Raw genomic sequence first — 25,961 nt, 5'->3', positions numbered from 1 at the left:
TCATGGGCACAGACAAGGCCATCAGTCACATCGAGGGAGAGACAGAACCCAGCAACGCCATTGACGGCAGTGGTTGCGACCGTCACTCGGCACACCCCTTCGCCAAAAGTCCCGAAAGTCTGCCTTGGAGGGTAGGCGCAGGATGCGACAGAGGCAACAGGTGATCGGATGTCGTCTATGTATATATGTGGTCGGACCGGACGAAGCGCCGTCACCGACCACCCAGAACGCCGACGTCTGGGGCCCGCCGGCAACGCCCGGCCACCCGAGCGCGAGCGCTCGCCGATCGTCGATGGCCCGGCACGGATCGCCCGGCAGGACGGTTGCCGCGCGCCGGACCGGCCTGTCGGCGCCCGGCCACAACCCCCACTGACGCCCCGCAGCCGGGGAGCGCCGGCCGTCGGGTGTCGTGTCGATGACTGTCGGGGATTTTCCGCGTTCGGCGGCAACCAGCGGCACATCCAGCGCGTGTTGCTGGAGGTAACCGATAACCGCCACGAATCGGGGGATCTGAAATGTCCGTACGTCGCCGTCTGCCGCTCTCCGTTTCCATGATCCTGTTCGGGCTCGCCGGCTGCACCTCCACTCCACAATCCACGGCGCCACCCTCACCGGATCCCACCTCAGCCGCACCGGATCCCACTTTGGCCGTTCCAACCGCCGTTCCAACCGCCGTTCCAACCGCCGTTCCAACCGCCGTTCCGGCCACTTCACGCGCCAATGCCGCGAAGGCACCGGCCCGGGCGACCGAGCGACCCGGGTGCCCCTCGGCGAAAGATCTCGAAAAACTCGTCGAATTGCCGAAGGGGCGGCACTTCGATCCGGCTGGCGTGAGGTGTTGGAAGGATTGGGCCACGGCCTACCCGACGCCGGGTCCGGACCGCGGTGACGGCATCTTCCTGTTCCATTACCAGACCGGCACAGGCTGGCGGTTCCACAGCGAGGGCAGCGGATACGACTGCGAGGATCTCGGCATTCACGAGAAGGCCCCGTTCTGCGGATACCCCTGATCCTCCTTACGGGTTCTTCCGGATGCTGCTCTCGGCGGGGCTGGCGACCGATGACCCGTCCACCACCCGGGACGCGGCCACCTCCATGGCTCACCTGCTTGACGGGCGCCTGCTCGGACCGATGGCGGATGCGTCGGCGTTCACCGGGATCATGTTGGCCGCCGCGACGCCATGGGGGTTCTTCCGACACTGGTGGGTGCTCGCCAAGTTCCTCATCACCCTCGTCCAGCTCTACCTCGGCATCTTCCTGCTGTCCCCGGCGCTGGCCGGATCCCTCCGCGAAGGATCGGCCACCCGATGCCGCTGCTGTCGCTCGTTCTGCTCGTCGTCGGGCTGGTGCGCCGACCGGGGTGGACGAGCCCTCGGGTGGCGAGGCCCGCCGTTCCGTAGCCATGCTCCACCAGCCCTGGACTCCGACGTCTCCCCGGCTGGTTGTGCGGTGTCGTGGGTCAGAGCGCCGCGCTACCGAGCACCCAGGGTGTGGTCTGGGCGATGAAGTCGGCCGGGAAGCCGAGGCTGAAACCGGTTGCCGTTTCCAGGCGCGTCACCTGCTGCGGCGGCAGCGTGACCGCCGTGCAGCCCAGGTTGTCTCGTAGCTGGTCGAGGGTCCGGGCGCCGATGATCGGTAGCACGCCGTCGCGCTGGCGGGTCCAGGCGAGCGCGACCTGAGCCGGGGTGACGCCCAACTCGTCGGCCACCTCCTGCACGACCCGGGCCACCCCGAGGTCCCGGTCGCTTATCGCGTCCGGACTCAGGCGGCTCGTTCCAGCCGGTGGGCTGGCGTTGTACTTGCCGGACAGCACCCCCCCGCCGAGCGGGCTCCATGCCGTGACGGTGAGACCGTACGCCTCGGCCGTCGGTATCAGTTCCCGCTCCGCGTCACGGTTGATCAGGCTGTACGGCACCTGGAGGCCGGCGAACGGCGTCCAGCCACGCCATTCGGCCAGGGTGTTCGCGCGGGAGACGGCCCAGGCCGGGGTGTCCGACACGCCCAGATAGAGCACCTTTCCGGCGGTGACCGCGTCGTCGAGCGCCCGCATGGTCTCGTCGATCGGGGTGTGCCGGTCCCAGATGTGTACCCAGTAGATGTCGATGTGGTCGGTGCGCAACCGGCGCAGGCTGGTCTCCAGGGACAGCCGGAGATTCTTGCGATGGTTGCCGCCGCCGTTGGGGTCGGCCGGGTCACGGGTCACCGTGTACTTCGTGGCCACGACGAACCGGTCGCGCCGCCCTTCCAGCAGCTCACCGAGGATCTCCTCGCTGGCGCCGCCGCGGTAGTTGATGGCGGTGTCGACGACGTTTCCGCCGGCCTCGGCGTAGGCGTCGAGGATGCGTCGACACTCCTCGATCGGGGCGCCGACGCCACCCTGCTCACCGAAGGTCATGGCACCGAGCACCAGCTCCGACACCCGCAGACCGGTGCGCCCGAACGTCGTGTATCTCATCCGTTCATCGCCGCCACGTGCTCGGCCAGCTCGGCCGCGGGGACGTCGCGCAGGTGCCGGTTGATCGCCCAGCGGTGCCCGGACGGGTCGAGGAACTGCGCGGTGCGGTCCCCCCAGAACGCGTCGTGCGGCGACTCGAACGCGGTGGCCCCGGCGCCGACGGCGCGCGCATAGGTGGCATCGACGTCCGGCACCGGCAGATGCAGTGCGGCCGGGCTGCCGCCCAGCGCCGCCGGCGTACGAAGGCCACGGTCCGGCCATTCACCCGCCAGGGCGAGCACGGTGTCACCCACGCGCAGTTCCACCGTGAGCGGACGGCCGTCGGGCAACGGAAGGCGGCTGGTCTCCTGAGCGCCGAAAACCTCGGTGTACCAGGCGGCTGCGGTGTCGGGATCGTCCACCACGAGGTGGACGGCGATCTGCGTCATTCCCGGACCATACATCGTGTCTGGTCATTCGGTCCAGTTGCCTTGTCCGGTATCCTGTGCGGTGTGACGGCTCGACGCGATGAACCCCAGCAGGGCAACATCGGCCTGCGCGAACGCATCCTCGACGCACTTCGCGAGCTGCTGGGTGAGCGCACCTTCGACACACTCAGCGTGGCCGAGATCATCACCGCGGCCGGGGTCTCCCGAGCGAGCTTCTACTTCTACTTCGCCGGCAAACAGGCGGTGCTCGCCGAACTGGTGCGCCGGGCGGTCGGCGCCGGCCACGAGGCCGCGCAGCCGTGGGTGCAGGGCAGGTCCACCAGCCCTCAGGAGGCGCTGCGGGCCGGTGTCGACGCGGGCGCCGGCCTGTGGCTGTCCAACGCGGCGGTGCTGCGCGCCATCGTGGAGAGCTGGGCGTCCGACCCGCAGCTGCGCGAGCTGTGGCTGAACCAGATGGCGACGTTCACCGACGCCGCGGTCACCCGGATCGAGGCCGATCGGCAGGCCGACCCCGCCGTCGCGGCCCGGCTCGACGGTGTCGACGTTCCCGCGCTCGCCGCATCGCTGACCTGGACCGGTGAGCGGCTCTACTACCTGGCCGCGTGCGGAGTGCCACCCTTCGACGATCGGACCGTACTTGTCGACACGTTGACCCATCTGTGGGTGTCGGCCCTCTACGACTGACACCCGGCCTTCCGCGACGAACCGCGCCTCTGCTGGTTCCCGCCACGACCGAACGCCGGCAAACGGCGGCAGCGGTCGTTGTTGAGGGCTTCGGCGCCACGCTCCGGGTGACGGGCCGGACGGTGTCGGTGGCTGTCGCTACCCTCGGCGGGTCACCGGCATAGCGGTACGGGGAGGGTCGGGCGTGGTGGACGACGGTGGATGGGACCGCGTGGGCTGGAGCACCTGGTCGGACCTGTCCGGGGTGCGGGCGCTGCTCGCCGCCGGCGCCGACCCGAACAGCCGGATCCGGGGCGCCGAGCCGCCCCTGCACGCGGCCGCGGCGTGGGGATCCGCCGAGGTCGTCGCCGAACTGTCGGCCGTGGTCGACGACGTCGACACCGAGTACGACGGCCGTACCGCGTTGTGGGTCGCCGTCCAGGCCGGGAAGCCGGACAACGCCCGCGTGCTCGCGGCGGCCGGCGCGGACCCGTGGCGGCCGATGATGGCCGGTTGGTCACCCGGCCGGTTGGACCTGGCCGGGCGGGCCCCGGTCCTCTTCCCCGGCGCGCCCCACGGCCAGGAACTGTCGCCGGCCGAGGCCGCCGTGGCGGCGGAGGGACACCGGCTCGTCGACCTGCTCGGTGACCTTGACCCCGACGGTCTGAGCCTGTCCTGCGTCGCCGGCGTCGACGCGGCCGAGGCGGTACGCCGACTCGCGGCGACGGTCATCGAACGCGACGACCCGGAGTCGATGGTCGAGGACTTCGAGGATGACCCGCTGGACGACGCCGCTCTGCTGACGGTCGGTGTCACCGACGTGCCGGGGGGCTGCGTGGTCAGCCAGCCGTGGGCGTACGGGGCGTCGACCCCGGTGGTGTCCCGGCTGCTGTCGGCCGGCACGGTCTGCTACAGCATGTACGCGAACCCGAAGAGCGGCGACCAGGGCAGCGTCTTCCGCGACGGCGCCTGCGAGGGCTGGGACCTGCACCCCGGTGGCGGATGGTCCAGCGTCGACGACTCCGCCGACGAGATCCTGCGCACCTTCCTCTACCGGCACGAGGCCGTCGCATACTGCTGCGGCTACGCCGGACTGCGACTCACCGACGCCCGCCCGTTCGGCAACACCCCGGATCGTTGGGTCCGGCTGCCCAGCCGCGACTACTGGGCGCAGACGGACTGACGGCAGCCGCCGATGGGCGCAGACCGACTGACGGCAGCCGCCGATGGTCCACGGGTGCGGTCCGAGTGGTCCCGGGGTGCGGAGCCGATCCCCGAGTTGCTGCTCGCCATGGTCAGGCACGGCAGGTCGAGTCATCCGGACCCGAGGAGCGTAACCGCCCTGGCACGGACCTGAAACAGCGCCGGGCCAGCATCAACGGGTGAGTGCATCGTCCACCACCGATACCCACTGCCCATACTGCGCCCTGCAGTGCGGGATGTCCCTGACGACCGGCAACGGGCCGCCCCTGCTGGCACCCAACGAATTCCCGGTCAACAGGGGCGGTCTGTGTGCCAAGGGATGGACGGCTGCCGACCTTCTCGACCACGGTGACCGGCTGCTGAGCCCGCTTGTCCGCAAGGATCCCGCCGACCGCACCAGCCCGTTGCGACCGGCGGACTGGGACGAGGCCCTCGACCGCGTCACCGACGCCATCCGGACCAGCCAGCACCGGTACGGCCCCGACAGCGTCGGGGCCTTCGGCGGCGGCGGGCTGACCAACGAGAAGGCGTACTCGCTGGGCAAGTTCGTCCGGGTGGCGCTCCGGTCGGCGTCGATCGACTACAACGGCCGGTTCTGCATGTCGTCCGCGGCGACCGCTTCGAACCGCTCCCTCGGGATCGACCGTGGCCTGCCGTTCCCCCTCGCCGACATCGCCCAGGCGCAGGCCGTGCTGCTGGTCGGGGCGAATCCCGCTGACGCGATGCCGCCGTCCATGCAGTACTTCGACGCCGGACGGGCCGCCGGCGCGCGGCACATCGTCGTCGACCCCCGCCGTACGACCACCGCGGGGGGAGCGCACCTTCACCTGCAGCCGCTGCCGGGCACGGACCTCGCGCTGGCGAACGGGCTGCTGCACATCGCGATCCGCGAGGGTCTGGTCGACGAGGAGTACGTGCGCGACCGCACCAGCGGCTTCGACGCGGTCCGGGTGACCGTGGCGGCGTACTGGCCGGACCGGGTGGAGCGGATGACCGGCGTGCCGGAGCGGGACCTGCGGGAGACCGTACGGTTGCTGGCGAGCGCGCCGTCGGCGATGGTGCTCACCGCCCGTGGCGCCGAGCAGCACAGCAACGGCACCGACACGGCGCAGGCGTACCTCAATCTGGCCCTCGCCCTGGGCCTGCCCGGGCGACCCTTCTCCGGCTACGGCACGATCACCGGGCAGGGCAACGGGCAGGGTGGCCGCGAGCACGGGCAGAAGGCCGACCAGCTGCCCGGGTACCGGCGGTTGGACGATCCCGCGGCGCGCGCCCACGTCGCGGCCGTCTGGGGCGTCGACCCGGACGAACTGCCCCGGCCGGGCCGGTCGGCCTGGGAGATGCTCGACCGGCTCGGGACCGACGACGGCGTACGCGTGCTGCTCGTGCTCGCCAGCAACATCGCGGTGTCGGCGCCGCACACCAACCGGGTGATGGACCGGCTGCGGGCGCTGGACCTGCTCGTCGTCTCCGACTTCTTCCTCTCCGAGACCGCCGCCGTGGCCGACGTGGTGCTGCCCACGACGCAGTGGGCGGAGGAGGAGGGCACGATGACCAATCTGGAGGGGCGCGTCATCCGCCGTAGGCGGGCCCTGCCGCCGCCGTCCGGGGTCCGCTCCGATCTCCGGATGCTCGCCGACCTCGCGAACCGGCTCGGCCGTGGTCGCTACTTCGACGACGACCCGCGCCTCGTCTTCGACGAGTTGCGCCGGGCCAGCGCCGGCGGGATCGCCGACTATGCCGGAATCACCTACGAGCGCATCGAGGCCGAGCAGGGGGTCTTCTGGCCGTGCCCGAGCGAGGACCACCCGGGTACGCCGCGACTGTTCACCGACCGCTTTCCGACCGCCGACGGGCGGGCGAAGTTCTTCCGGGTGGAGCACCGCGATCCGGCGGAGCTGCCCGACGTCGACTACCCGTACGTGCTGACCACCGGGCGCAACATGCAGCAGTACCAGAGCGGCAACCAGACCCGCCGGGTCGGCGCCCTGACCATGGCGTTGCCCGACGCCCGGGCGGAGCTGCACCCGGACCTCGCCCGCCGGCACGGCATCGCCGACAACGACGTGGTGGAACTGCGCAGCCGACGCGGGCGGGCGTTCTTCCGGGCGCGCCTCACCGACGGCATCCGCCGCGACACCATCTTCGCCCCGTTCCACTGGGGTGGCAGTTCCGCCGCGAACGCGCTGACCGACCCGGCGCTGGACCGCCATTCCCGGATGCCCGCCTTCAAGGCCTGCGCGGTGTCGATCGTGCGCGCGGGCGGCCCGGACGACACCGACCTGCTGACCACCGGACCATCCAATCCAGTGTCCCAATGATCAAGGGAGACCGCCGTGCACACCACTCCCCGCTTCCTGCAAGGGGTCTACAACTTCGAGGGCAAGGGTCTCGACCGGCCCGGCCTCGTCGACGGCACGCTCAGCTACGTGGTGCCGGACGGCGTCGTGGCACAGCCGGTCTACTTCCGGGGCGGCAATGCCAGTGACGAGCTGATCTGTGTCCTGCTCGTGCGCGACGGCCAGCCGATGCGGTACTTCCCGATCGGGGCCAAGTCCGACGTCCACGTACCGCTGCGGGTGGTCGAGGATCTCGATTCCGGCACCGGTATCGAGGTCCACGTGGCGGCGCCCGCCGGGGTGTCCGGCACCGTGATCGTCGACCTGGGGCTGGTCGAGGTCTGATGGACGCCGTCGGTCAGCGCAGGCGTCTCGTCGTGGTGGGCAACGGGATGGCCGGCGCCCGCACGGTGGAGGAGATCCTCGAACGCGGTGGAGACGAACAGTTCGCCATCACGATGTTCGGCGAGGAGCCGTACGGCAACTACAACCGCATCCTGCTCTCCAACGTGCTCTCCGGGGTCGACGACGAGACGGGCATCTTCCTCAACGACATGTCCTGGTACGCCGAAAACGGCATCACCCTGCACGCCGGCACCCGGGTCACCCGGATCGACCGCTTCGCCCGGCGGGTCTACGCGGATGACGGCACCGAGACGCCCTACGACAAGCTGATCATCGCCACCGGCAGCCGGGTGTTCGTCCCGCCGATTCCCGGCCTCCACCGCCCCGGACGCGGCTACCACCAGGGCGTGTTCGCGTTCCGCACGATCGACGACACCCGCAACATGATCCGGTACGCCCGCGAGCACGAGCGCGCGGTGGTGATCGGCGGCGGCCTGCTCGGCCTGGAGGCCGCCCGCGGGCTGCAGAATCACCTGCCCCACGTGACCCTGGTGCACGCCGCCGGCCACCTGATGAACGCCCAGCTGGACGCTCAGGCGGGCGCGATCCTGCGGCGCAGCGTCGAGCAGCTCGGCATCGAGGTCGTCCTCGGCGCGCACACCACCGAGGTGCTCGGCAAGCACGCCGTGACCGGGGTCAAGCTCAAGGACGGCCGGAGCATCGCCTGCGACGTCGTCGTCGTGGCCGCCGGCATCCGGGCGAACGCCGAGATGGCCGCGGCCAGCGGGCTGCCGGTGGAGCGGGGCATCGTCGTCGACGACCAGATGCGCGTGCAGGACGAGTCCGACATCTACTCGGTCGGTGAGTGCGCCCAGCACCGCGGCGAGGTGTACGGCCTGGTGGCTCCGCTGTGGGAACAGGCTCGGGTGCTCGCCGACCACATCACCGGGACGAACCCGAAGGCGGCGTACCACGGCTCTCGGGTGGCCACGAAGCTCAAGGTGGCGGGTGTCGACGTCGCCTCGATGGGCCTCAAGGAGCCGGAGCGCGACGACGACGAGACGATCGTTTTCGCCGAGCCGCGCAAGGGTGTCTACAAGAGCATCATCATCCGCGACGACCGGCTCGTCGGCGCGACTCTCGTCGGCGACGTGCGGAAGGTCGCGTTCCTCATGCAGGCCTTCGACCGTGGGTTCGCCCTGCCGCAGGAACGGGTCGAGCTGATGTTCGACCTCGGCGCGCCACCGGCCGACGTCAGCGCCGCGGAACTCGGCGACGACGTGCAGGTGTGCAACTGCAACGGCGTCACCAAGCGGACGCTGGTCGACACCGTGCAGGGCGGGGTGAAGACGCTCACCGGCGCCATGGACGCCACCCGGGCCGGCAAGGGCTGCGGGTCGTGCAAGGGCCTGGTCGCCCAGATCGTCGAGTGGGCCGCCGGCGGCGAGGTCGAGGAGGATCCGGCCGCCAGCTGGTACGTCCCCGGCGTACCGATGCCCAAGGCGGAGCTGATGGCGGTCATCCGCGAGCGTGGCCTGAAATCCGTCTCCGCGGTGTTCGCCACCCTCGTGCCCGGCGGCGAGGAGGACGCCAGGAGCAAGATGGGCCTGGCGTCGCTGTTGCGGATGATGTGGGGCGACGAGTATGTCGACGAACGCGGCGCCCGATTCATCAACGACCGGGTGCACGCCAACATCCAGCGCGACGGCACCTTCTCGGTGGTCCCCCAGATCAAGGGTGGGGTGACCACGCCGGCCCAGCTCAAGCGCATCGCGGAGGTGGCCGAGAAGTACTCCGTACCACTGGTCAAGATCACCGGTGGTCAGCGCATCGACCTGCTCGGCATCCGCAAGGAAGACCTGCCGAAGGTCTGGGCGGACCTCGACATGCCGTCCGGGTACGCCTACGGCAAGAGCTTCCGCACGGTGAAGACCTGCGTCGGCTCCGACTTCTGCCGCTTCGGCGTCGGCGACTCCACCGCTCTCGGGATCGCCATCGAGGACCGTTTCAAGGCCATCGAGGGCCCCGGCAAGATGAAGCTCGCCGTCACCGGCTGCCCCCGCAACTGCGCCGAGGCGTACGTCAAGGACCTCGGTGTCGTGGCGATCGACGGCGGCCGCTGGGAGATATACGTCGGCGGGGCCGCCGGTGCCCACGTCCGCAAGGGTGACCTGCTCGCCGTCGTCGACTCGCCCGACGAGGTGATCACGCTGACCGGCCGGTTCCTGCAGTACTACCGGGAAAGCGCCAACTGGCTGGAACGCACGTACGCGTGGGTGCCCCGGCTCGGCATCGACCACATTCGGGCGGTCGTCGTCGATGACAGCGAGGGCATCGCCGAGCGGCTGGACGCCGCCATGGAGGCCTCGGTGGCGGCGTACCGGGACCCGTGGTTGGAGCGGCGCGCACCGGTCACCCCTGGGCAGTTCCGGCCCTCCCTGCCGTTGGTGGTTCTGCCTCAGGTGCCGGTCCGCGAAGGCGTGCCGGTCTCCGCGCCAGGGTCGGCGGTGCCGTCGATCGGCTTCGCCGCGCCGCAGCGGAGCCCGGCGCCGGACGGTTCGGCCGGCACCGGGCCCGGCGGCACCGGCCACCCCGGGAACGGTGCCGGCCCGGCGGCCGAGAGGCGGCCGTGATGGCCGAGCCCGTCGCCGTGGAACACCGGCTCGGACCGGTCGACGAGATTCCCCTCGGAGAGGGGCGTGCCTACGCCGTGGGTAACGACATGATCGCCGTCTTCCGGCTGCGCGACGGGAGCCTGCGGGCGGTGTCGGCGGTCTGCCCGCACGCCGGCGGGCCGATCGCGGACGGCCTGGTGGACATGAAGGTCGTGGTCTGCCCCCTGCACCAGAACACCTTCGAGCTGGCGACCGGCCGTTCGACCACCGGACAGGCCCCGCTCGTCGTGTACCCGGTCCGTGCCGACGCCGACGGACGGCTCGTGGTGGGCCTGCCGGCCGCCTGATGGGGCGAGCCGGCCGAATTACCGGATCGACGGATGACTGACAACTGGGAGGACCCTTGACCACGACCGTGCCCGACAGCATCGAGCAGGACCGGCCAACCCTGACCCTTCGCGGCCACTGGATCGACGACTGGCGGCCCGAGGACCCGACCTTCTGGGAACGCCGGGGATCCCGCATCGCCCGGCGCAACCTGATCTTTTCCATCTTCTCGGAACACATCGGCTTCTCCGTCTGGACGATGTGGTCGGTGCTGGTGCTCTTCCTCGGTCCGCAGTACGGCATCGACCCCGCGGGGAAGTTCCTGCTCACCGCGGTTCCCGCACTGGTCGGATCGGTACTGCGGATCCCGTACACCTTTGCGGTGGCCCGGTTCGGCGGCCGCAACTGGACGATCGTCAGCGCGTCGCTACTGCTGATCCCGAGCCTGCTGGGCGCCTTCCTGATCCGGCCCGGCGTCTCGTATTCGACGCTGGTGCTCATCGCCGCGCTGGCCGGTGTCGGCGGTGGGAACTTCGCCTCCTCGATGGCGAACATCAACGCGTTCTACCCCGACCGGCTCAAGGGCTGGGCGCTCGGCATCAACGCCGGCGGCGGCAACCTCGGCGTCGCCGCGGTCCAGCTCGTCGGCCTCTTCGTGCTGGCCGTCCTGGGGGCGGGCAGTCCCGGAACCGTCGCCGGCATCTACCTCCCGGCGATCGTGCTGGCCGCACTCGGCTCCGCGCTGTTCATGGACAACCTCAGCCACGCCCGCAACGAGAAACGGGCGATGCGCGACGTCACCCGCGAACCGCACACCTGGATCATGTCCCTGCTCTACATCGGCACCTTCGGGTCGTTCATCGGCTTCGGGTTCGCCTTTGGCCAGGTGCTCCAGGTCCAGTTCGCCGACACCTTCGGCACCCCCGTGAAGGCCGCGTACCTGACGTTCCTCGGGCCGCTGCTCGGCTCGCTCATCCGGCCGGTGGGCGGTCTCCTGGCCGACCGGCTCGGCGGGGCCCGGGTCACCTTCGTCAATTTCGTGGCGATGGCGGTCGGCGCGTCGATCGTGTTGCTCGCCTCCGAGCAGCGCTCACTGCCGTTGTACCTGGTCGGCTTCATCGCACTCTTCGTGTTCAGCGGCATCGGCAACGGCTCGACGTACAAGATGATCCCGGCGATCTTCCGGGCCAGGTACGGCGTGCACCTGACCCCCGACGGCGCGGCCGACCCGCACGACCGGGCGGCGGAGCACGAGGCGCGGCGCCTCTCCGGCGCGCTCATCGGCGTCGCCGGTGCCATCGGTGCGTTCGGCGGAGTCCTCGTCAATCTCGCCTTCCGGCAGTCCTTCCTGACCTACAAGACCGCGGATGCGGCCTACATCGCCTTCATCGGTTTCTACGCGATCTGCTTCGTCATCACCTGGTTCGTGTACCTGCGCCCGTCATCACGTCGACTCGAGGGTGTCTGACGTCGACCCGGCAGGCTGTCGAATCGCCATCGGCCGGACGGATCGAGGCGGTGAACGGCATGATGCGGGCGTTGTTGGAGGAGGTGATTCTCCAGTTCGCCGCCACGAACGGCTGCCCCCGTACCCGCGGCGGCACCCATCGACAAGAGAACACACTCCGGCGCAGATCGACGGCTTCCTGACAGACGGATCGACAATCTTCGTGATTACATCCCTCTGCCGGACGAGACCCGTCCTGCCGAGCGGCAGGGCACGCACAGGTGCGTTGCCACCCGAAACAGCTGAGGGGAGCTGACATGACCAACTTCGTCGCCAAGGCGGCCGACCGCCTCCTGGCCCGCGTCCTGCGTACCGAGGTGGCCGGCGCCTGCGTGCCCGAGCACGGACAGAGCTGCGGCTCACCGACCTACACCTGCCACAACGGCCGTCTCTACCGGACCACGTACGGGGTCGTGCAGTGCAACGGCAGCTGCCCGACCCCGGTGACCACGTCGTACGGCACCTGCTGAGGTAGGGCCTGGGGCGGTGGGCCGGGACGGGCCCACCGCCCGGCGACGTGAGGGGATCTGGCGATGACCACCACCGTGGCGGCCGCGCTGGCCATGGTCAGCGCGCTGTGCCTGCTCAATCTGTTCCTCCTGACGGCCGTCATCCGGCGGCTGCGCGTCCACGAGGCGCAGCATGCACCGGTCGACCTGCCGCTGCCCGCCGTCGGGCACGCGGTGGGGCCGTTCGCCACCGCCGAGCCCGATGTCGTGTCCGACCAGGACCTCACGGAGCCGGCCGTGGTGTTGTTCGTGATGCCGAACTGCTCGCCGTGCCACGAGTTGGTCGAGTCGGCGCCCGGCGCGGGCCTCGAACCCGGCCGGACGTTCGTCTTCGTGGCGGGCGACCCGACCGAGAACGCCACCCGCGAGGTGGTCTCGGCCGTACGCCCACTGGGGCGGGTGTCCGTCGTGGCTCCGGACGGTCCGGTGGCGGCGGCCTTCGGCGGCATCACCGGCTTCCCGACGCTGCTGCGCGTCGAGGCCGGTCGCGTCGTGGCCGCCGGCCGTGACCTCGGCGCGCTACGGCCGGCCCGGACCAACCCACGATGACCCCCGCCGCCCGGAACGAGGCGGGGCCTGCCGGGTTCCTCCGCTCGGCCGCGATCTGCCTGCGGCTCAGCTGGGACGCGAGCCGGTGGGCCACGGTCGCGGTGCTCGCCTTGTCGACCGCCTCGGGGCTGTTGCCCGCGACCACCGCCTGGTGTGGCAAGGAGCTGGTCGACGAGCTGGTACGCGGCCACGCGGCCTCGGTCACACGTGCCTCGTTGTTCGCGGTGGCGGGTGCGCTGGCCGGGGCAGCCGTCGCCGCCGTCGGGCAGGTCTCGGCGCTTGCCGGAAGCCACCTGCAGCGCGAGACCGGGGCGCGGATCCAGGCGCGGCTGTTCGAGGCGGTGAACGGCTTCCCCGGCCTGCGCTACTTCGAGGATCCGACGTTCCGCGACCGGCTCGAACTCGCGCACCGCAGCGCGCAGCAGGCGCCGCAGAGCGTCACCACCATGCTGTCCGGGACCCTGCGCGGCGTGCTGACCATCGCCGGGTACGCCGGGGTGCTCACGGCGGTGTGGCCTCCGATGCTCCTGCTGCTGGCGCTCGCGGCGATCCCGGCGTTCCTCACCTACCGCCGGCTCGGCCACCGCGCGGCCGGCACCGGCAGCGCCATGATCGCCCGGATCCGCCGCCAGATCTTCTACCAGCTCCTCATGACAGACGCGCAGGCCAACCGAGAGGTGCGGCTCTTCGGCCTGGGTGGGCTCTTCGCGCGGCGGCTGTCCGACTCGCTGCGGGAGACCTCCGGCGCCGAGCTGACCGACGAGCGGCGCAGCGCGGCAGCCGAGACGCTCATCGGCGTGGCCGGCGCGGTCGTCGCGGCAGTGGGCGCGCTCGTGATGATCCGCGAGGTCGTCGCCGGGCGGCTCAGCCTCGGCGGCCTCACCATGTTCACGGCGGCCGCCCTCGGCGTGCAGGGCGCGCTCATGGCGGTCCTCGGGCAGTTCGGCACGACCACCCGCAACCTCGCGCTGTTCGCCCACTACACCGCGGTTGTCACCATGCCGCCCGACCTGGCCACCGGGGACCGACCGGTGGCGCCGCTCGCCGACGGGGTGACCTTCGACGACGTGTGGTTCCGCTACGCCGAGAACGGCCCGTGGGTGCTGCGCGGGGTGAGTTTCCGGCTGCCACGCGGCGCCACGGTCGGGCTGGTGGGGCTGAACGGGGCCGGCAAGAGCACCCTCATCAAACTGCTGTGCCGCTTCTACGACCCGGAGCGCGGAGCGGTTCGGTGGGACGGCACCGACCTGCGCGAGCTGCGGATCGTGGAGTATCGCCGCCGGCTGGGCGCGACCTTCCAGGACTTCACCCGCTACGAGCTGACCGCCGCGGAGAACATCGGGCTGGGCGCGGTCGAGCGGCTCGATGACCGAGCCGCCGTGCGCCGCGCCGCGCACACCGTCGGCGTGGACGTGGCCGTCGACGCGCTGCCGAGGGGATTCGACACCCTCCTCAGCCGTACGCACCTCGACGATGACGAGGGTGACGACGGCGTGACGTTGTCCGGCGGGCAATGGCAGCGGCTGGCTATCGCCCGCGGGCTCATGCGCCACGACAGCGACCTGGTCGTCCTCGACGAGCCCAACGCCGGTCTCGACCCCGACGCCGACGCCGAGATCCAGGCCGCGCTGCGGGCGCACGCCGGCGCCCGTACCACGCTGCTGGTCTCGCACCGGCTCGGCGCCATCCGGCGCGCCGACCACATCGTCGTGCTCGCCGACGGCCGGATCGTCGAGCAGGGCAGCCACGCCGAGTTGATGGCCGTGGACGGCGAGTACGCCCGGCTCTTCCGCCGGCAGTCGGCCGACTACGTCGCTTCGGAAGCCTGAATGATCTGGCTCGCCATCGTCCTGATTCCGGCCGCCGCGGCGCTGTGGACCCGTGCCCGGCTGCGCGTCGTCGAGGTGCGTGGCGCCAGCATGAGCCCGACCTATGTGGACGGCGACCGGCTGCTGGTCCGCCGTGGCCCGGCCCGGGCCGGCTGGCCGGTGGTGTTCCGCCGTCCCGAGCGGCTCGGCGCCGACGTCGACTGGCTGGTGAAGCGGGTCGTGGCGACGGCGGGCCAGCCGGTGCCGCCGCCGTTCGACGGGACGCTCGGCGACCGGGTCGTGCCGAGCGGACGCCTACTGGTACGCGGCGACAACCCGCTCAGCATCGACTCACGGCACTTCGGGTACGTGGCGGAGACGGATGTGCTCGGCACACCGATCCGTCGTCTCTCGGTCGGTGTCGAGGTGTCCCGGCGTACGTAGGTGATCGGATCGGCCCGGGGAGAACTGCGGATCCTTCTCGATGCGAGTCAAACCCCGTGGACCGGAGCGGCGGTGAGCGGGCGAGTGCGATCCATCGGCGCGGTCAGTCACGGGACAGCAGGAGGCGGGAGAGGGCCGCGGTGGCGAGGAGGGAAGCGGCGACGACAACGAGGCCGACGCGCATGCCCGGGAGGGAGAAACCGCCGTCGGCACCGGCGAGCAGGCTGCCGAAAAGGGCGACGGCAAACGCACCGCCGGTCTGGCGGAGGGAGTTGAGCAGCCCGGACGCGGTCCCCGCGCGCTCCGACGGTACCGCGTCCATCAGCAGCGCGGTCAGGGCAGGCACCATGACCGCCCCGCCGGTGCTCAGCGGGAGCAGCAGGACCAGTACCAGCCACAACGGGGTGCGCGCGGCCAGCGGCAGCAGGGCCAGCATCGCCACGACGAAGACCAACTGCCCGGCGACGATCACCGCACGCCGTCCGATCCGCTCCGCCAGCCGCGGCGACACCAGGTTGGTCGCCGTCACCAGCGCCGAAACCGGGACGAACATCAGCCCGGCCGCGATCGCCGACATCCCGCGCAGTTGCTGGTAGTAAAGCCCCAGCAGAAAGATCCCGCCGTAGAAGGCGGCGTTGACGGTGAAACCGACCGCGAGCGAGACGGCCACCCGGCGGTCCTTCAGCATGCTCGGCGGAACCATGGGCTGGCGGTGTCGGGCCTCTGTCACGCAGAAGGCGCAGCCGGAGGCGACCGCGAGCACAGCGGCAGCCAGCACGGGGCCGCTGGTCCAGCCCAGGTGGCCGCCCTCGATCACCGCGAAGGCCAGCCCGGCCAGGGCCAGCACGGCGGTGAGCTGACCACCGCCGTCCAGCACGGCGGGTCGGCGCGGGGAGTGCGGCACCCGGAGCAGCAGGCCGAGGATCACCGCGCCCACCGGCAGGTTGAGCAGGAAGACGGCCCGCCAGCCAGCCACCTCGGTGAACAGCCCGCCCAGTACCGGGCCCGCGGCCATCGCCACCGCGCCGCCGGCCGTCCACAGCGCGATGGCACGGGCGCGTGCCTGGGAGTCGTCGTAGACCTGCCGGATCAGCGCCAGCGAGGCCGGCATCACGATCGCGGCGGCAGCGCCCTGCGCCACCCGCGCGGCGACCAGCACGCCGATGCTGGGCGCGAGCGCGCAGCCGAGGGAGGCGATGGTGAACAGGGCGACGCCCCAGGCGTAGGCGCGGCGGGCGCCGGCGCGGTCGGCGAGGGCGCCCGCGGAGAGCATCAGGGCCGCGAACATCAGGGTGTACGCGTCAACCACCCACTGCAGCCCGACCATCCCGCCGTTGAGGGAGTCCTGGATCGTGGGCAGCGCGATGTTCACGGCGGAGACGTCGATGGTGATCACGACGAACCCGAGCAGCGAAGCGACCAGTGCGACGCCGCTCGACCGCGGCGGTGCGGTCGACTGGACTCGGTCCGGCTTATGTCGCAGCCCGGGCGCCGGCGGCGGGGACGAGGTGGCTGGCATGGTGAACTCCAGGTCAGGCATGGGTGACGGATCGTCAGAGACGATCGGGTGGGCGGGCGGTCGCGACGCGCCGGTGCCGCGGTCCGGTGTCTCGCACCCCCTGGGCCCCGATGGCCGAGCCGCCCGCTCCAGAGTCGACTCTCCTTCCCCGCGCGGCCGTCCGGCAGACCGCGCCGTCCCCGAGGAGCGACGTTCCAGGCCCTGACACGGCCTCCCAGCGGCCTTGACCACCTGGAACAATGACCCTATGGCAGCAGCTCAGACGCGGGGCACCGAGCTCGGTCGCTATCTGAAGGCCCGCAGGGCACAGGTACGCCCGGCGGATGTCGGCCTCCCGGCCTGCGGGAGCCTGCGTCGCACTCCCGGGCTGCGCCGGGAGGAATTGGCCGTGCTGGCCGGAGTGAGTGTCGACTACTACATCCGCCTCGAGCGGGGACGGGAGACCAATCCGTCCCCCGCCGTGCTGGACGCCCTCGGCCGAGCCCTGCGGCTGCGCGGCGACGGTTACGAACGCCTGCACGAGCTCGCGGAACTGGCCTCCGGTCGACCCTCCGAGCTGCCGGCCTGCCCACAGGACGGCGTCCGCGACTCCGTGGTGCGGATGCTGGAGTCGGTGAGCCCGCTGCCCGCCTACGTGGTGAACCGCTACAACCGCATACTGGCGGCGAACCGGCCCGGCCGGCGACTGATGCCCGGGCTCTGGGACTGGCCGGAGGGCCAGCGCAACCTGACCCGCTACCTGTTCCTCCATCCCGTTGGGCGGACCCTCTACGAGCCGTGGGAGGAGACGGTCGCGCTCTCGGTGGCGCACCTGCGCGCGGTCGCGGGGGCCGATCCCGACCACACCGAACTGACGGCGCTCGTCGGCGAACTGGTGGTGAAGTCGCCGGCATTCGCGCGGATCTGGGAACGGTACGACGTCTGCGAGCGCGGTGGCGGGCAGAAGTTCTTCCGGCATCCGGAGGTCGGACCGATGACCCTGACCTACGAGGTCATGCGACTGGCTCGGACGGGTGGCCAGCGGATGGTGGTCTACCAGGCATCCCCCGGTACCGCGGACGAAAAGGCCATGCTCCGCCTGGACTCCACGGGCACCAGGACGGAGCCACGGACTGCTACCACCCCGCTGGAGAACTCGCATGGTCCATTATCCGATCTACAACCTTCAGCTGGCTGGCTGGAACCGACAGAGTGTCTGGGGGTGGGATCCCGCAGCCGAGAGCTACTACGCACAACTCACCAGCAACGTGGCAACCTTCAACGCGGATGAGCTGGGTCCGGAGATCTGGGTCACGGTGCCCACCTACCCGCGTATCGACCATCCCGCCCGTCTCGCCGAGGTCATCGCCGCGGCGACGGGTGCGGGCATTGATCAGGTACGGACCGCCATGCGTGATTCACTGGCTGAGCAGGACAAGCTTCGGCACCAGATCTGACGGGAGTCCTGCTGCGGTACCAGCCCGGAACCGTCGACTTCACCCGGCTCTGGCAATGATTTTGTGAGTCCGCCTTCGCCCAAGGCGTCGGCTGACTCGGGTGGAGATCGTCGCGATGCTGCTGCCGCACCTGGCTGGCATGACGGTGACGACGGTGGTGCGGCGGGCCTTGAGGTACGGATCGACGCCGAGTCCCGTACCGGCCAGGCCGCCGTCTCTCGCTCCAGGCCGACACAGCCCGGGGCCAACGGCTCCCGAACACCCGCCGAAGCACCGGGTCACCACCGGAATACGAAGAAGGCCCCAACCGGCAGACAACTGCCTGGTCAGGGCCTTGCTCGTTGGTGCGCCGCCAGGGACTCGAACCCCGAACCCGCGGATTAAGAGCCGGCGTTGATCAATGCTTCCCGGTCCCTCCAGGTCCGACCAGTCCACGCTGTGCCCGAGGGTTCCTGTTTATGCCGCACGAATGTATCGCACCGTCCAGTCTGAGCGGAGCCCGTCCATGGCGGCCGAGCACCCGAGGAGCACCCACATGACGGCGCCGACTTCGATAACGCCGACCCGCCGCTACGCGGGCGGAATCATCGACCTACCTGGCCTATCCGGGCCAGTTGGCCAGGTAGTTGTCGAACGGAACGTCGTTAGGCCGCTGGCCGCCGACCTCGACGTACCCGTCAATGTCCCGGTCGTACGGCGGACCGACGACGATCGGCAGCTCATGCGTGGCATGCCGGGCCAAAAACCGCCACGCCGCCCGATTGAGCACCGGCTGCCGAGAGTTGGCCGCAGCCCGCGGGCCACCGCGGTGGAAAAACACCACCCGACCGCCGGCATCGCGCACCGCCTGCCCAAGGCAGAGCCCCTCGCGACAGCGAAAACAGGCCAGGTAGCCCACCTTCGACACATCCCACCCGTTAGCCGGGTAATCGGCGAAGGCGTCCTCTGGCCAGCCCGCCAGATAGTCGCTGAAGTCGACATCACCAGGTCCATCCCCACCGACCGTGGCCGGCGGCCCGGGCGGCTCCCACATCTCGTCGTACTCCAACTCCGAGTCGTAGATCACCTGAAGCTGGTGGCCGACATGCTCAGCGAAGATCTTCCACAACGCTCCCGACATGTATGGGGACTCACTGTGCTTGGGCGGTCCAACATAGGCGTAGTAGATGATGTCGTCCCACGAATTGCGCACCGGCTTGCCCAGGAACAGCCGGACCCGCCGGCAGAGGCAAAACAGGCTGGCATCTATCCCCACAGGTCAACCCCGTTCAACTCGGCACACCCATGCCCCGCGCGCCAGGCATCCAGAGCCCCAGCGGCTTACCCTCCGGAGACCGGAACGCCACCCACATGTTTTGATAGGCGGCCAGCCGCTGATCCGTGCGGTTCCCCCAGAAGCTCTTCATCATGCCCTCGACCGCCGCAGCATCGACACCGGGCGCTACCTGGATCAACAGCTCGCCATCGTAACGCATGCGCGGTGCCGCATCGCTGAGCCGGCCCGCAAACTGATTGGGATTGCCGGCGAACGTCTTGACCTGACGTCCCAGCACCAACTTGCCCGACGCGTCGTAAAACAACACGTCGTACCCCTCGACGTTGTCCCCGGCGACCTTTGGCGTCGTTCCCGCCGGACCATACAGGGCGATCTCCGCGTTCTTCCGCGTCAGCGGCGGACCTTTTTGCTTGGAGTGCTCGGCCACCAGGGAGTCGACCGCCGCCCGCAGGTCGGCACCGGACAGAGCAAGCGCCCCTCCACAGCCGGGGCACGCCGCATGGGCCCGCCTGGTATTGCGGGCAAGCACCTCGACGGGGTTGACCGGCGCGGCCTCCGCCTCGCCCGAGGCCGCCAGGCCACTTGTCGCTGGTGCGGCGGTCGCCGGTGGCGGGCTCTGGCCGACCGATGGTGGTGGTGTGCTGCCATCCGGGCCACAACCGGCCACCACAACCGACAACACCGCCGCGAGAAACCCACTCGCCAGCCTTCGCGATGACACCTAATCCACCCCCTAGGTCGCGGCCAGTAGCATAACGAACACCCATCGATACATGCATCGGAAAAGCGATCCAGGACAACCAACGTGGACGGAGCAGACAGGCGCACTCCTCAATGCGGCAACCGATGTCCTTGCACGGCTTTCTCCACCGAGTACGGCGCTCCGGGCACCGGCAACAGACGCAGCAAGCTGATCGAAGCTTCAACGGATCTAGCACGGGTCTCTCGTGCCTACCGGCGTGGGAGACCGCCGGCTCGTTGCGGCGTACCCTCCAGCAACCTTCACCCGGCCTGCGGTGCGAGACTCGGCTGGACTGCGAGCACCCAGGAGGCGGTGGATGCCGACTGCCGTCGTGGTCAGGCAGCCAGCGGACGTCCCTTGAACACCCACTGGCGATGCCAACTCAGATACCCGGCCGCCGGCATGGTGGTACCGGGTCGTGCCTGCAGCGCGCTGCCATGCAGCTCGTAAAGGGCGCGACCGGCCCTGGTCCGGGCCGTGTACGTGGTCGAGACCCGGACACGAGATCCAGATCCACATCGAGTACGCCCCGGTCGAACAGCTTGTGGTGCAGGCTGCACAGCGCCAGACCATTGTCCGGCTCGTCCGGGCCGTCCAACGCGAACCACCGCACGTGGGCGGCGTCGATGCCCACCGTGGCGCCATAAAGCTGTCCGTCGAAACCGCAAAACGCGCACTGCCGGTCCCACGCCTGAATGATCGCCTCGCGCCAGGCCGCGTCACGGCGCCGCACGCTGGTACCCGGCGGGTCGGGCACCGCCTCGGCGTGCAGCACCGTGTCCGGGTCCAACCCGACCGCGCCCAGCACATCCGCGGCGATCGTGTCCGGGAAATGGCTGTCCACCAGCGCCCGGGCCGCCGAGGCGATCAACTCAGGGTCCTCGGCCAAGACCTTCTCCACCGCCGGAGCGAACCGCCCGGTCACCTGCTCGGCCGCCAGCGGGCCGATGGTGTCCATCGGCACATCACGGTCGAGCACCCAAATACCGTCGGAGCGCAGTCGGGTGAACGGGTACGCGGCACTTTGAATCCGGCTCGTCTTCGACGCCGGACCGAACTCGGCGATCAAGCTGCCGAGCTGCACCTGCGCCTCGCCCCACGGCAAGGCGCTGGCGCCGGTCGTTGCTAACCGTCCCAACGCCAACAGCACCAGCAGCGGCTTGTGCGGTGACCGTCGCCCGTCGCGCTGATGCAGCCACAGCGCGGCCAGCCGGGCCAGCAACTCGTCGCGGGCCGCCGTCACCGCTCGACTCCTGACCATCGCCACCGATTCTCCCACCCGGGCCCAGCTGTGGCTGACCCGTCAAGGTCATGACAGGACCTACGGTCTATCGGAGCGTCGGCAACCAGCTCGCGGGCGAGATTTGGCAGGACTTCGAGTACCTCCATGCCGTGCCCCGCGGCCAGGCGCTCGACCGGTGGTCTCCTCGGCTCGATCACCGTCATCGCTGCTGACGCCACCCAGACCGGCCGCAAGTCCCGCGACGAGTATGACCGCTCTCGTCCGATTCCTCGACCAGCGGACTCCGCCAGGATTCCGGTGCCGGGCAGCGCCGCCGGGTGACCGGCGGTTGTCAGCCGATGCCGGGACCAGCCGAAAGCTATAGATCGCACATGGATCAACAGCGGTCCACACTGGACACGAAAGAGGCTCTGATCCGACATGAAGTGCCAGGTCAGGGCCTTGATTGATTGTGCGCCGCCAAGGACTCGAACCCCGAACCCGCGGATTAAGGGCCTTGTCAATACCGTAGCCATCGGTCCCGTGCGGCGCCGACAGTCCTACATACCCCTACTGGCCCATTGGCTGAGGCCGCCGTGTGCCACCGGATGCCCGTCTGTCGACGGCGCACGAGCACCCGACGAGCACCCGTACATCGCATCCGGGACACCATAAAGCCAGCTCAGTGGACCGGTGTTCGGCCGGCTAGGGCTACGCAAGGTGGTGGTCGTAGAGGTCCTTGTGCGTCGGGTCGTTTCCGTCGTACCGTACGGGAATCGGGACGCCGGTCAATCCGTCTCCCCTTGCTAGCCGCTTCCTCTCGCGGAGCCCACATCGCGGCGTGAACGCCGACGGCTACAGACCGCTTGCGGCTCTACCTATCTGGTTTCCGGGACCCTTACCTACCCGGGACAGGCCGCCGGTCTCGCGCATTCCCTGATAGTCGGGCCCCACGCTGCCGCACCCGTGGTCAGCGTCGTGCCCACCACGAGAGGAGTACAACCATGATCATTCGGTCCCATGGCGTCGCGCGGGATCCCGTCGGCGCGTTGCTCGCCGAGGCGTTTCCGTGCCAGCATGCTCTGCGCGCCGACATCGCGGCTGATCTTCGCCGCTGTCCAGTTCTGCTGATCGACCCGCCGAACAAGTCGTTCGTCGGCAACGTCGTGGAACTCGCCATCGGCCTAGCCTTGTGCGACCAGAGCCCGTACCTTGACCTGCTTCGCTGCCTCGACCATGCTCTCGCGAAGCGGCTGCTCACCATGGCCGGTTACCGGCCCACCATTGACCCCGCCACGCCCTACGATGTCTGGCGCCGTGCCGACTCGGCACCGCACCCGGCGCGCATCTTCACCGCTGCCAGTCGACTCGCGTACGTCCGCAGCTTGGTCAATGATCTCGACCGTCGCCGTTTCGATGCTGGTGATGTGGTGCATGATCTCTTGGAGAGGTATCCGCGTCTCCTCATCGGTCGCCCCGACGAGATCTACCACACGAGGTGCGCCTTCCGTACCGTCTGGGACAGCTACTCCAGCGGCTTCCACAGCGCTTTCCGGTCCTATGGGCCGATCACTGCACAGCTGTCCCTGGTTGACGGACATCGCCACGTCGACTTCCTCCTCGGCACCACCGTACTGGAGGTAAAGAGTGGCCGGCTCGACGAAGACCGCTACCTTGACGAGCTGATTCGTCAGATCCTGACGTACGCCCTGCTCGCCCGCCACGATGGTCACCGCATCACGCATGTCGCGGTCTACGCCGTTCGATATCAACGGCTGCTGCGGTATCGCATCGAAGAGCTGGCCAATCGGCTCGCGCGCAATCCCGTCGATCTGGCTGCAGTCGGCGCCGACTTGGCCGCCGCCATACGGAACCAGCCGCATCGAAGTTGAATCTCCCGATCCGGTGCACGCAGTCGACAGCTCCTCCGTCCACCGCGCCCGGATGTTGCGATCCTCGGCGACTCAGCTACGGCGGGCCAGTTGTGGTCCAACCCGGTGACGGTGACGGCTGAGGAGAGCGCGGGCGCTGGATACCAATTCCCGCCGGAGCGGGAGTCCGAATCGAACGGAATAGCAGGAAGCGCCTGCATGGCCTCGGCCGTCACCGGGTCACCCAGGAATCAGCTCGCTGAGCCGGTCCAGTGTATAGATCTCCGATCCGTCCGGCAGATCCTCCGGAGCCTCGATCCCGACGTACGTGACCGGCTCCTCCGGCGCGCGACCGTCCCAGGTCCGCACCTCGGTCCGCTCCCGCCACCGGTCGACCAGGTACGACACGGTCAGGTAGCGCCGCTGCACCAGCGCCCGCACCCGGTCGGCCGTAGTGAACGTGTTGTCCTCCACCCGGTTGAACACCGGCCGACCCGACAGGTAAAGGTGCAGCCACACCGCCTGCCAACCGCCCTCGCCCTTGGCGAACACGATCGGCAGCGCGATCCGACCCGGGCCGCGCAGCTGCGACCGGGCCCTCACGGTCCGCGGGTCAAACGGGGCACCGCCCTGGTCCTCGGCCCGCCGCCACCACGACTTGCTGGTCGCAGCGGCGGTACGGGTCTGGTAGCCGAACATCGACTCGGCAACCTCGTCGAACGACTCCCCCGCATAGATGTGGACCTGAGGCACCACGTACTGTCCCTGGACCGTCAGCGGCACGTCGATGAACTCGGTCGCCCCGTCCGTCGCGCTGGTGACGTCACCGGAGTGCACCACCCCGTCGTGGTGGTAGTTCGTCCAGGACACCTGGCCGGCGGTGTGGAACTCCTCGTCCAGCAGCAGCACCGACAGGTCGTAGTCGGTGCGCCGGCTGGCCTGCCGCCAGTAGGTGAAGAAGCGCAGCAACTCCCCCGCCACCGACGCCCGCGAGCCGCGCGGCAGCACCGCGAAACCGCCCTCGGCAGCCTTGCCGGACAGCGGCAGCGCCACGTCGAGCACCTCCGGGTCCACCACCAGCGGCCGCTCCCACTGCGGCAGCCGGGCGCCGATCTCCGCGTCCAGCAGGGCCGACAAGCCCGCCACCAGCTCAGCCGGTAGCGGCGGCCGCTCGTCCGGCGCCACCCATGCCCGCCGCGACCGGTTCGCGTACATCCGCAGCGGCGCGGGCGTCAACCGGTTGTCGACGTGCTCCCGTAGCGACAGCAGTACCCGACCCGACGCCGAACCCAGCGCACCGGACACCGCGTCCAGCACCGCGGCGCGGTCCGCCGCTGGGGCCAGCCGCAGCAACCGGTCCGCCGACCGCAGCAGCATCCCCGGCGCGGCCGACAGCACCGTCGCGGCCGACCCGACCGCGCCGGCGCGGACCGCCGCCTCCGCCCGACCGGCCAGGCTCGGCGCCCGCCGCTCACCCCGCGCGACCGCGAAAACCTCCCGCGCGTACGGCCACTGCGCGTACCCGTGCGGGTGCAGTCGCTCACCGAGCCGCTTCCACGGCTCCGCGTGCCGAGCCACGTCGCCGAGCTTGGCCCGGTTCGCACCGACCACCTCGTCGAGCGCCGCCAGCAGCACCCGCCGCTCCCGGCGCGGGAAGGCCCGAAACTGCGTGGGTACGGCGAGCGAGACGTCCCCGTTGGAAACCTGGCAGGCCAACCGCAGCACGTCGGTGGTGGTGTCCACGGCGACCAGCGGCCGACCCAGGACAAGCCGGATCCCGTTGAGCACCGCCCGGTTCTCCCGTACCGGAATCTCGACCGGCTGGATCCCATCCGCGCACGCGACCGCGACCACGTTGAGCAGCGCCAGGTCCGCCTCACCCAGCGGCGTCGCGCTGCCGGCCAAGGCCAGGTAAAGCCGCTCCGCCTCCACCTCGGCGGCGTCGCCGAGGTGCAGCAGGGTCACCCGGTCGTTGGCAGTGGCGACGAACGCGTCGTGCGCGGCCAGCAGGTCGGCGTACGAGTGCTGGTAGGTGCCGTAACCGGGCAGGTCGAGCAGGTTCACCCCACCCGCGGCGACCGCGGCCCGCAGCTGCTCATCGGTCGCCTCGCCACCGCCGGCGAGGACAGCCGCCCGTAGCCGCTCGGCCCAGAACTCAACAGTGTCCGGCACGTCGTGCGGAAAGTTGATGAAGTAGGCGTTGTGCTGGACATGGTCGCCGACCAGCTCACGTACCGCCGACACGACCGTGGCGGCGAGGTCCATCGCCGGCTCGGGCGCCAGTGCGCCGACGTGTTCCAGCAGCGCCCGCGACGCCGAGAACCCGACCTCGAGCAGCGCCGCGTCCAACTGCCGGGCCACCGGCGTACCGTCACCGGCCGCGCCGGAGCTCGCCGGTACGCGCAGCGTCTTGCGGATGAGCAGCTTCTCAAGCATGTGTCCCCCCGTTCCGGCCTCCGGCACCTGTCCGCCATCAACCGCGGTACGAGTGGGTCGCCGGGGACTCGAACCCCGAACCCTTCGATCCGATAAGGAGAAGGAAGCGCACCCATGGCCGCACAGGCGGGGAGCGGACGCACTATCCAGTCGAATTGTCAATCCCCTGTGATCGTGGAGGGTGTCGTTATGCGGCCTGGGCCTCCAGGGCGCGGGCCTCTGATCGTTCGTAGTCGATGGGGGATCGCCAGTCGCAGACAGAGTGCC

22 protein-coding genes and 1 pseudogene are annotated in these 25,961 nt (G+C 70.1%); 16 read left to right on the top strand and 7 right to left on the bottom strand.

The window, feature by feature from the left end; all coding sequences use genetic code 11:
- Nucleotides 1-515: 515 nt before the first annotated feature.
- Together ACXN5W_RS24600 and ACXN5W_RS24595 are read left to right on the top strand one after the other, a co-directional pair.
- Complete coding sequence (locus tag ACXN5W_RS24600; RefSeq protein WP_473160735.1) at nucleotides 516-1,010, top strand: hypothetical protein; 495 nt, start codon at nucleotides 516-518, stop codon at nucleotides 1,008-1,010.
- A 22-nt stretch (nucleotides 1,011-1,032) separates the two neighbouring features.
- Nucleotides 1,033-1,506, top strand: coding sequence for a SirB2 family protein (locus ACXN5W_RS24595; RefSeq protein ID WP_473160734.1), 474 nt, complete (start codon nucleotides 1,033-1,035; stop codon nucleotides 1,504-1,506).
- Here ACXN5W_RS24595 and ACXN5W_RS24590 read toward each other — a convergent pair.
- Together ACXN5W_RS24590 and ACXN5W_RS24585 are read right to left on the bottom strand one after the other, a co-directional pair.
- Nucleotides 1,460-2,455: an aldo/keto reductase gene (locus ACXN5W_RS24590; RefSeq protein WP_473160733.1), complete on the bottom strand. Its 996-nt coding sequence runs from the start codon at nucleotides 2,453-2,455 to the stop codon at nucleotides 1,460-1,462. The two genes, ACXN5W_RS24595 and ACXN5W_RS24590, sit on opposite strands and share 47 nt — an antisense overlap.
- On the bottom strand, nucleotides 2,452-2,883 hold the full coding sequence (locus ACXN5W_RS24585; RefSeq protein WP_473160732.1) for a VOC family protein: 432 nt from the start codon (nucleotides 2,881-2,883) through the stop codon (nucleotides 2,452-2,454). The genes ACXN5W_RS24590 and ACXN5W_RS24585 overlap by 4 nt, the downstream gene beginning before the upstream one ends.
- A gap of 63 nt (nucleotides 2,884-2,946) precedes the next feature.
- Between ACXN5W_RS24585 and ACXN5W_RS24580 the strand changes: the two genes are divergently transcribed.
- From ACXN5W_RS24580 to ACXN5W_RS24530, 11 genes are all read left to right on the top strand, one after another.
- Nucleotides 2,947-3,567, top strand: a complete 621-nt coding sequence (locus ACXN5W_RS24580) for a TetR/AcrR family transcriptional regulator (protein ID WP_473160731.1) — start codon at nucleotides 2,947-2,949, stop codon at nucleotides 3,565-3,567.
- Between the two features lie 187 nt (nucleotides 3,568-3,754).
- Entirely contained in the window at nucleotides 3,755-4,729 is a 975-nt protein-coding gene (locus ACXN5W_RS24575) for an ankyrin repeat domain-containing protein (RefSeq protein WP_473160730.1), read from the top strand.
- A gap of 199 nt (nucleotides 4,730-4,928) precedes the next feature.
- Nucleotides 4,929-7,070 carry a molybdopterin oxidoreductase family protein gene (locus ACXN5W_RS24570; RefSeq protein WP_473160729.1) on the top strand — a complete coding sequence of 714 codons (2,142 nt, stop codon included), beginning with the start codon at nucleotides 4,929-4,931 and terminating at the stop codon, nucleotides 7,068-7,070.
- 15 nt (nucleotides 7,071-7,085) lie between these two features.
- Nucleotides 7,086-7,433, top strand: coding sequence for a molybdopterin oxidoreductase (locus ACXN5W_RS24565; protein ID WP_473160728.1), 348 nt, complete (start codon nucleotides 7,086-7,088; stop codon nucleotides 7,431-7,433).
- Complete coding sequence (gene nirB, locus ACXN5W_RS24560) at nucleotides 7,433-10,066, top strand: nitrite reductase large subunit NirB (RefSeq protein WP_473160727.1); 2,634 nt, start codon at nucleotides 7,433-7,435, stop codon at nucleotides 10,064-10,066. Before ACXN5W_RS24565 ends, nirB begins: the two co-directional genes overlap by 1 nt.
- The gene (locus ACXN5W_RS24555; RefSeq protein WP_473160726.1) at nucleotides 10,066-10,395 is read left to right on the top strand and encodes a Rieske (2Fe-2S) protein; all 330 of its coding nucleotides are present in this window, start codon (nucleotides 10,066-10,068) and stop codon (nucleotides 10,393-10,395) included. The genes nirB and ACXN5W_RS24555 overlap by 1 nt, the downstream gene beginning before the upstream one ends.
- A gap of 56 nt (nucleotides 10,396-10,451) precedes the next feature.
- A complete protein-coding gene (locus tag ACXN5W_RS24550) occupies nucleotides 10,452-11,843 on the top strand; it encodes a nitrate/nitrite transporter (RefSeq protein WP_473160725.1) in 1,392 nt (463 codons plus the stop codon).
- Between the two features lie 296 nt (nucleotides 11,844-12,139).
- Nucleotides 12,140-12,352: a hypothetical protein gene (locus tag ACXN5W_RS24545; protein ID WP_473160724.1), complete on the top strand. Its 213-nt coding sequence runs from the start codon at nucleotides 12,140-12,142 to the stop codon at nucleotides 12,350-12,352.
- 63 nt (nucleotides 12,353-12,415) lie between these two features.
- On the top strand, nucleotides 12,416-12,940 hold the full coding sequence (locus ACXN5W_RS24540) for a hypothetical protein (RefSeq protein ID WP_473160723.1): 525 nt from the start codon (nucleotides 12,416-12,418) through the stop codon (nucleotides 12,938-12,940).
- Nucleotides 12,937-14,769: an ABC transporter ATP-binding protein gene (locus tag ACXN5W_RS24535; protein ID WP_473160722.1), complete on the top strand. Its 1,833-nt coding sequence runs from the start codon at nucleotides 12,937-12,939 to the stop codon at nucleotides 14,767-14,769. The genes ACXN5W_RS24540 and ACXN5W_RS24535 overlap by 4 nt, the downstream gene beginning before the upstream one ends.
- On the top strand, nucleotides 14,770-15,192 hold the full coding sequence (locus tag ACXN5W_RS24530) for a S26 family signal peptidase (RefSeq protein WP_473160721.1): 423 nt from the start codon (nucleotides 14,770-14,772) through the stop codon (nucleotides 15,190-15,192).
- Between the two features lie 103 nt (nucleotides 15,193-15,295).
- Here ACXN5W_RS24530 and ACXN5W_RS24525 read toward each other — a convergent pair whose 3' ends face one another.
- Nucleotides 15,296-16,732: an MFS transporter gene (locus ACXN5W_RS24525; protein ID WP_473160720.1), complete on the bottom strand. Its 1,437-nt coding sequence runs from the start codon at nucleotides 16,730-16,732 to the stop codon at nucleotides 15,296-15,298.
- 226 nt (nucleotides 16,733-16,958) lie between these two features.
- Here ACXN5W_RS24525 and ACXN5W_RS24520 point away from each other — a divergent pair, with 226 nt between their 5' ends.
- Nucleotides 16,959-17,981: a helix-turn-helix domain-containing protein gene (locus ACXN5W_RS24520; protein ID WP_473160719.1), complete on the top strand. Its 1,023-nt coding sequence runs from the start codon at nucleotides 16,959-16,961 to the stop codon at nucleotides 17,979-17,981.
- The gene (locus ACXN5W_RS24515; RefSeq protein WP_473160718.1) at nucleotides 17,959-18,147 is read left to right on the top strand and encodes a hypothetical protein; all 189 of its coding nucleotides are present in this window, start codon (nucleotides 17,959-17,961) and stop codon (nucleotides 18,145-18,147) included. The genes ACXN5W_RS24520 and ACXN5W_RS24515 overlap by 23 nt, the downstream gene beginning before the upstream one ends.
- Before the next feature lie 601 nt (nucleotides 18,148-18,748).
- Here ACXN5W_RS24515 and ACXN5W_RS24510 read toward each other — a convergent pair.
- From ACXN5W_RS24510 to ACXN5W_RS24500, 3 genes and pseudogenes are all read right to left on the bottom strand, one after another.
- Complete coding sequence (locus ACXN5W_RS24510) at nucleotides 18,749-19,402, bottom strand: hypothetical protein (protein WP_473160717.1); 654 nt, start codon at nucleotides 19,400-19,402, stop codon at nucleotides 18,749-18,751.
- Nucleotides 19,403-19,415: 13 nt separating this feature from the next.
- On the bottom strand, nucleotides 19,416-20,144 hold the full coding sequence (locus tag ACXN5W_RS24505) for a hypothetical protein (RefSeq protein WP_473160716.1): 729 nt from the start codon (nucleotides 20,142-20,144) through the stop codon (nucleotides 19,416-19,418).
- Nucleotides 20,145-20,500: 356 nt separating this feature from the next.
- Nucleotides 20,501-21,426 (bottom strand): annotated as a pseudogene (locus tag ACXN5W_RS24500) (phosphorothioated DNA-binding restriction endonuclease).
- A 965-nt stretch (nucleotides 21,427-22,391) separates the two neighbouring features.
- Here ACXN5W_RS24500 and ACXN5W_RS24495 point away from each other — a divergent pair.
- Nucleotides 22,392-23,279 (top strand): hypothetical protein, encoded by an 888-nt coding sequence (locus ACXN5W_RS24495; protein ID WP_473160715.1) that lies wholly within the window; start codon nucleotides 22,392-22,394, stop codon nucleotides 23,277-23,279.
- Nucleotides 23,280-23,498: 219 nt separating this feature from the next.
- On the opposite strand, the gene ACXN5W_RS24490 is transcribed toward ACXN5W_RS24495, so the two are convergent.
- On the bottom strand, nucleotides 23,499-25,694 hold the full coding sequence (locus ACXN5W_RS24490) for a TerD family protein (RefSeq protein WP_473160714.1): 2,196 nt from the start codon (nucleotides 25,692-25,694) through the stop codon (nucleotides 23,499-23,501).
- Nucleotides 25,695-25,961 lie beyond the last annotated feature (267 nt).

It is taken from the genome of Plantactinospora sp. A48, from assembly GCF_055793945.1.
This window is presented reverse-complemented; position numbering and strand designations above follow the sequence as displayed.

Coding starts and splice junctions, on each gene's coding strand:
- ACXN5W_RS24540 (WP_473160723.1), top strand. CDS start 12,416: ATGACCACCACCGTGGCGGCCGCGCTGGCCATGGTCAGCGCGCTGTGC.
- ACXN5W_RS24520 (WP_473160719.1), top strand. CDS start 16,959: ATGGCAGCAGCTCAGACGCGGGGCACCGAGCTCGGTCGCTATCTGAAG.
- ACXN5W_RS24495 (WP_473160715.1), top strand. CDS start 22,392: ATGATCATTCGGTCCCATGGCGTCGCGCGGGATCCCGTCGGCGCGTTG.
- nirB (WP_473160727.1), top strand. CDS start 7,433: ATGGACGCCGTCGGTCAGCGCAGGCGTCTCGTCGTGGTGGGCAACGGG.
- ACXN5W_RS24595 (WP_473160734.1), top strand. CDS start 1,033: ATGCTGCTCTCGGCGGGGCTGGCGACCGATGACCCGTCCACCACCCGG.
- ACXN5W_RS24600 (WP_473160735.1), top strand. CDS start 516: ATGTCCGTACGTCGCCGTCTGCCGCTCTCCGTTTCCATGATCCTGTTC.
- ACXN5W_RS24490 (WP_473160714.1), bottom strand. CDS start 25,694: ATGCTTGAGAAGCTGCTCATCCGCAAGACGCTGCGCGTACCGGCGAGC.
- ACXN5W_RS24555 (WP_473160726.1), top strand. CDS start 10,066: ATGGCCGAGCCCGTCGCCGTGGAACACCGGCTCGGACCGGTCGACGAG.
- ACXN5W_RS24535 (WP_473160722.1), top strand. CDS start 12,937: ATGACCCCCGCCGCCCGGAACGAGGCGGGGCCTGCCGGGTTCCTCCGC.
- ACXN5W_RS24590 (WP_473160733.1), bottom strand. CDS start 2,455: ATGAGATACACGACGTTCGGGCGCACCGGTCTGCGGGTGTCGGAGCTG.
- ACXN5W_RS24530 (WP_473160721.1), top strand. CDS start 14,770: ATGATCTGGCTCGCCATCGTCCTGATTCCGGCCGCCGCGGCGCTGTGG.
- ACXN5W_RS24545 (WP_473160724.1), top strand. CDS start 12,140: ATGACCAACTTCGTCGCCAAGGCGGCCGACCGCCTCCTGGCCCGCGTC.
- ACXN5W_RS24585 (WP_473160732.1), bottom strand. CDS start 2,883: ATGACGCAGATCGCCGTCCACCTCGTGGTGGACGATCCCGACACCGCA.
- ACXN5W_RS24525 (WP_473160720.1), bottom strand. CDS start 16,732: ATGCCTGACCTGGAGTTCACCATGCCAGCCACCTCGTCCCCGCCGCCG.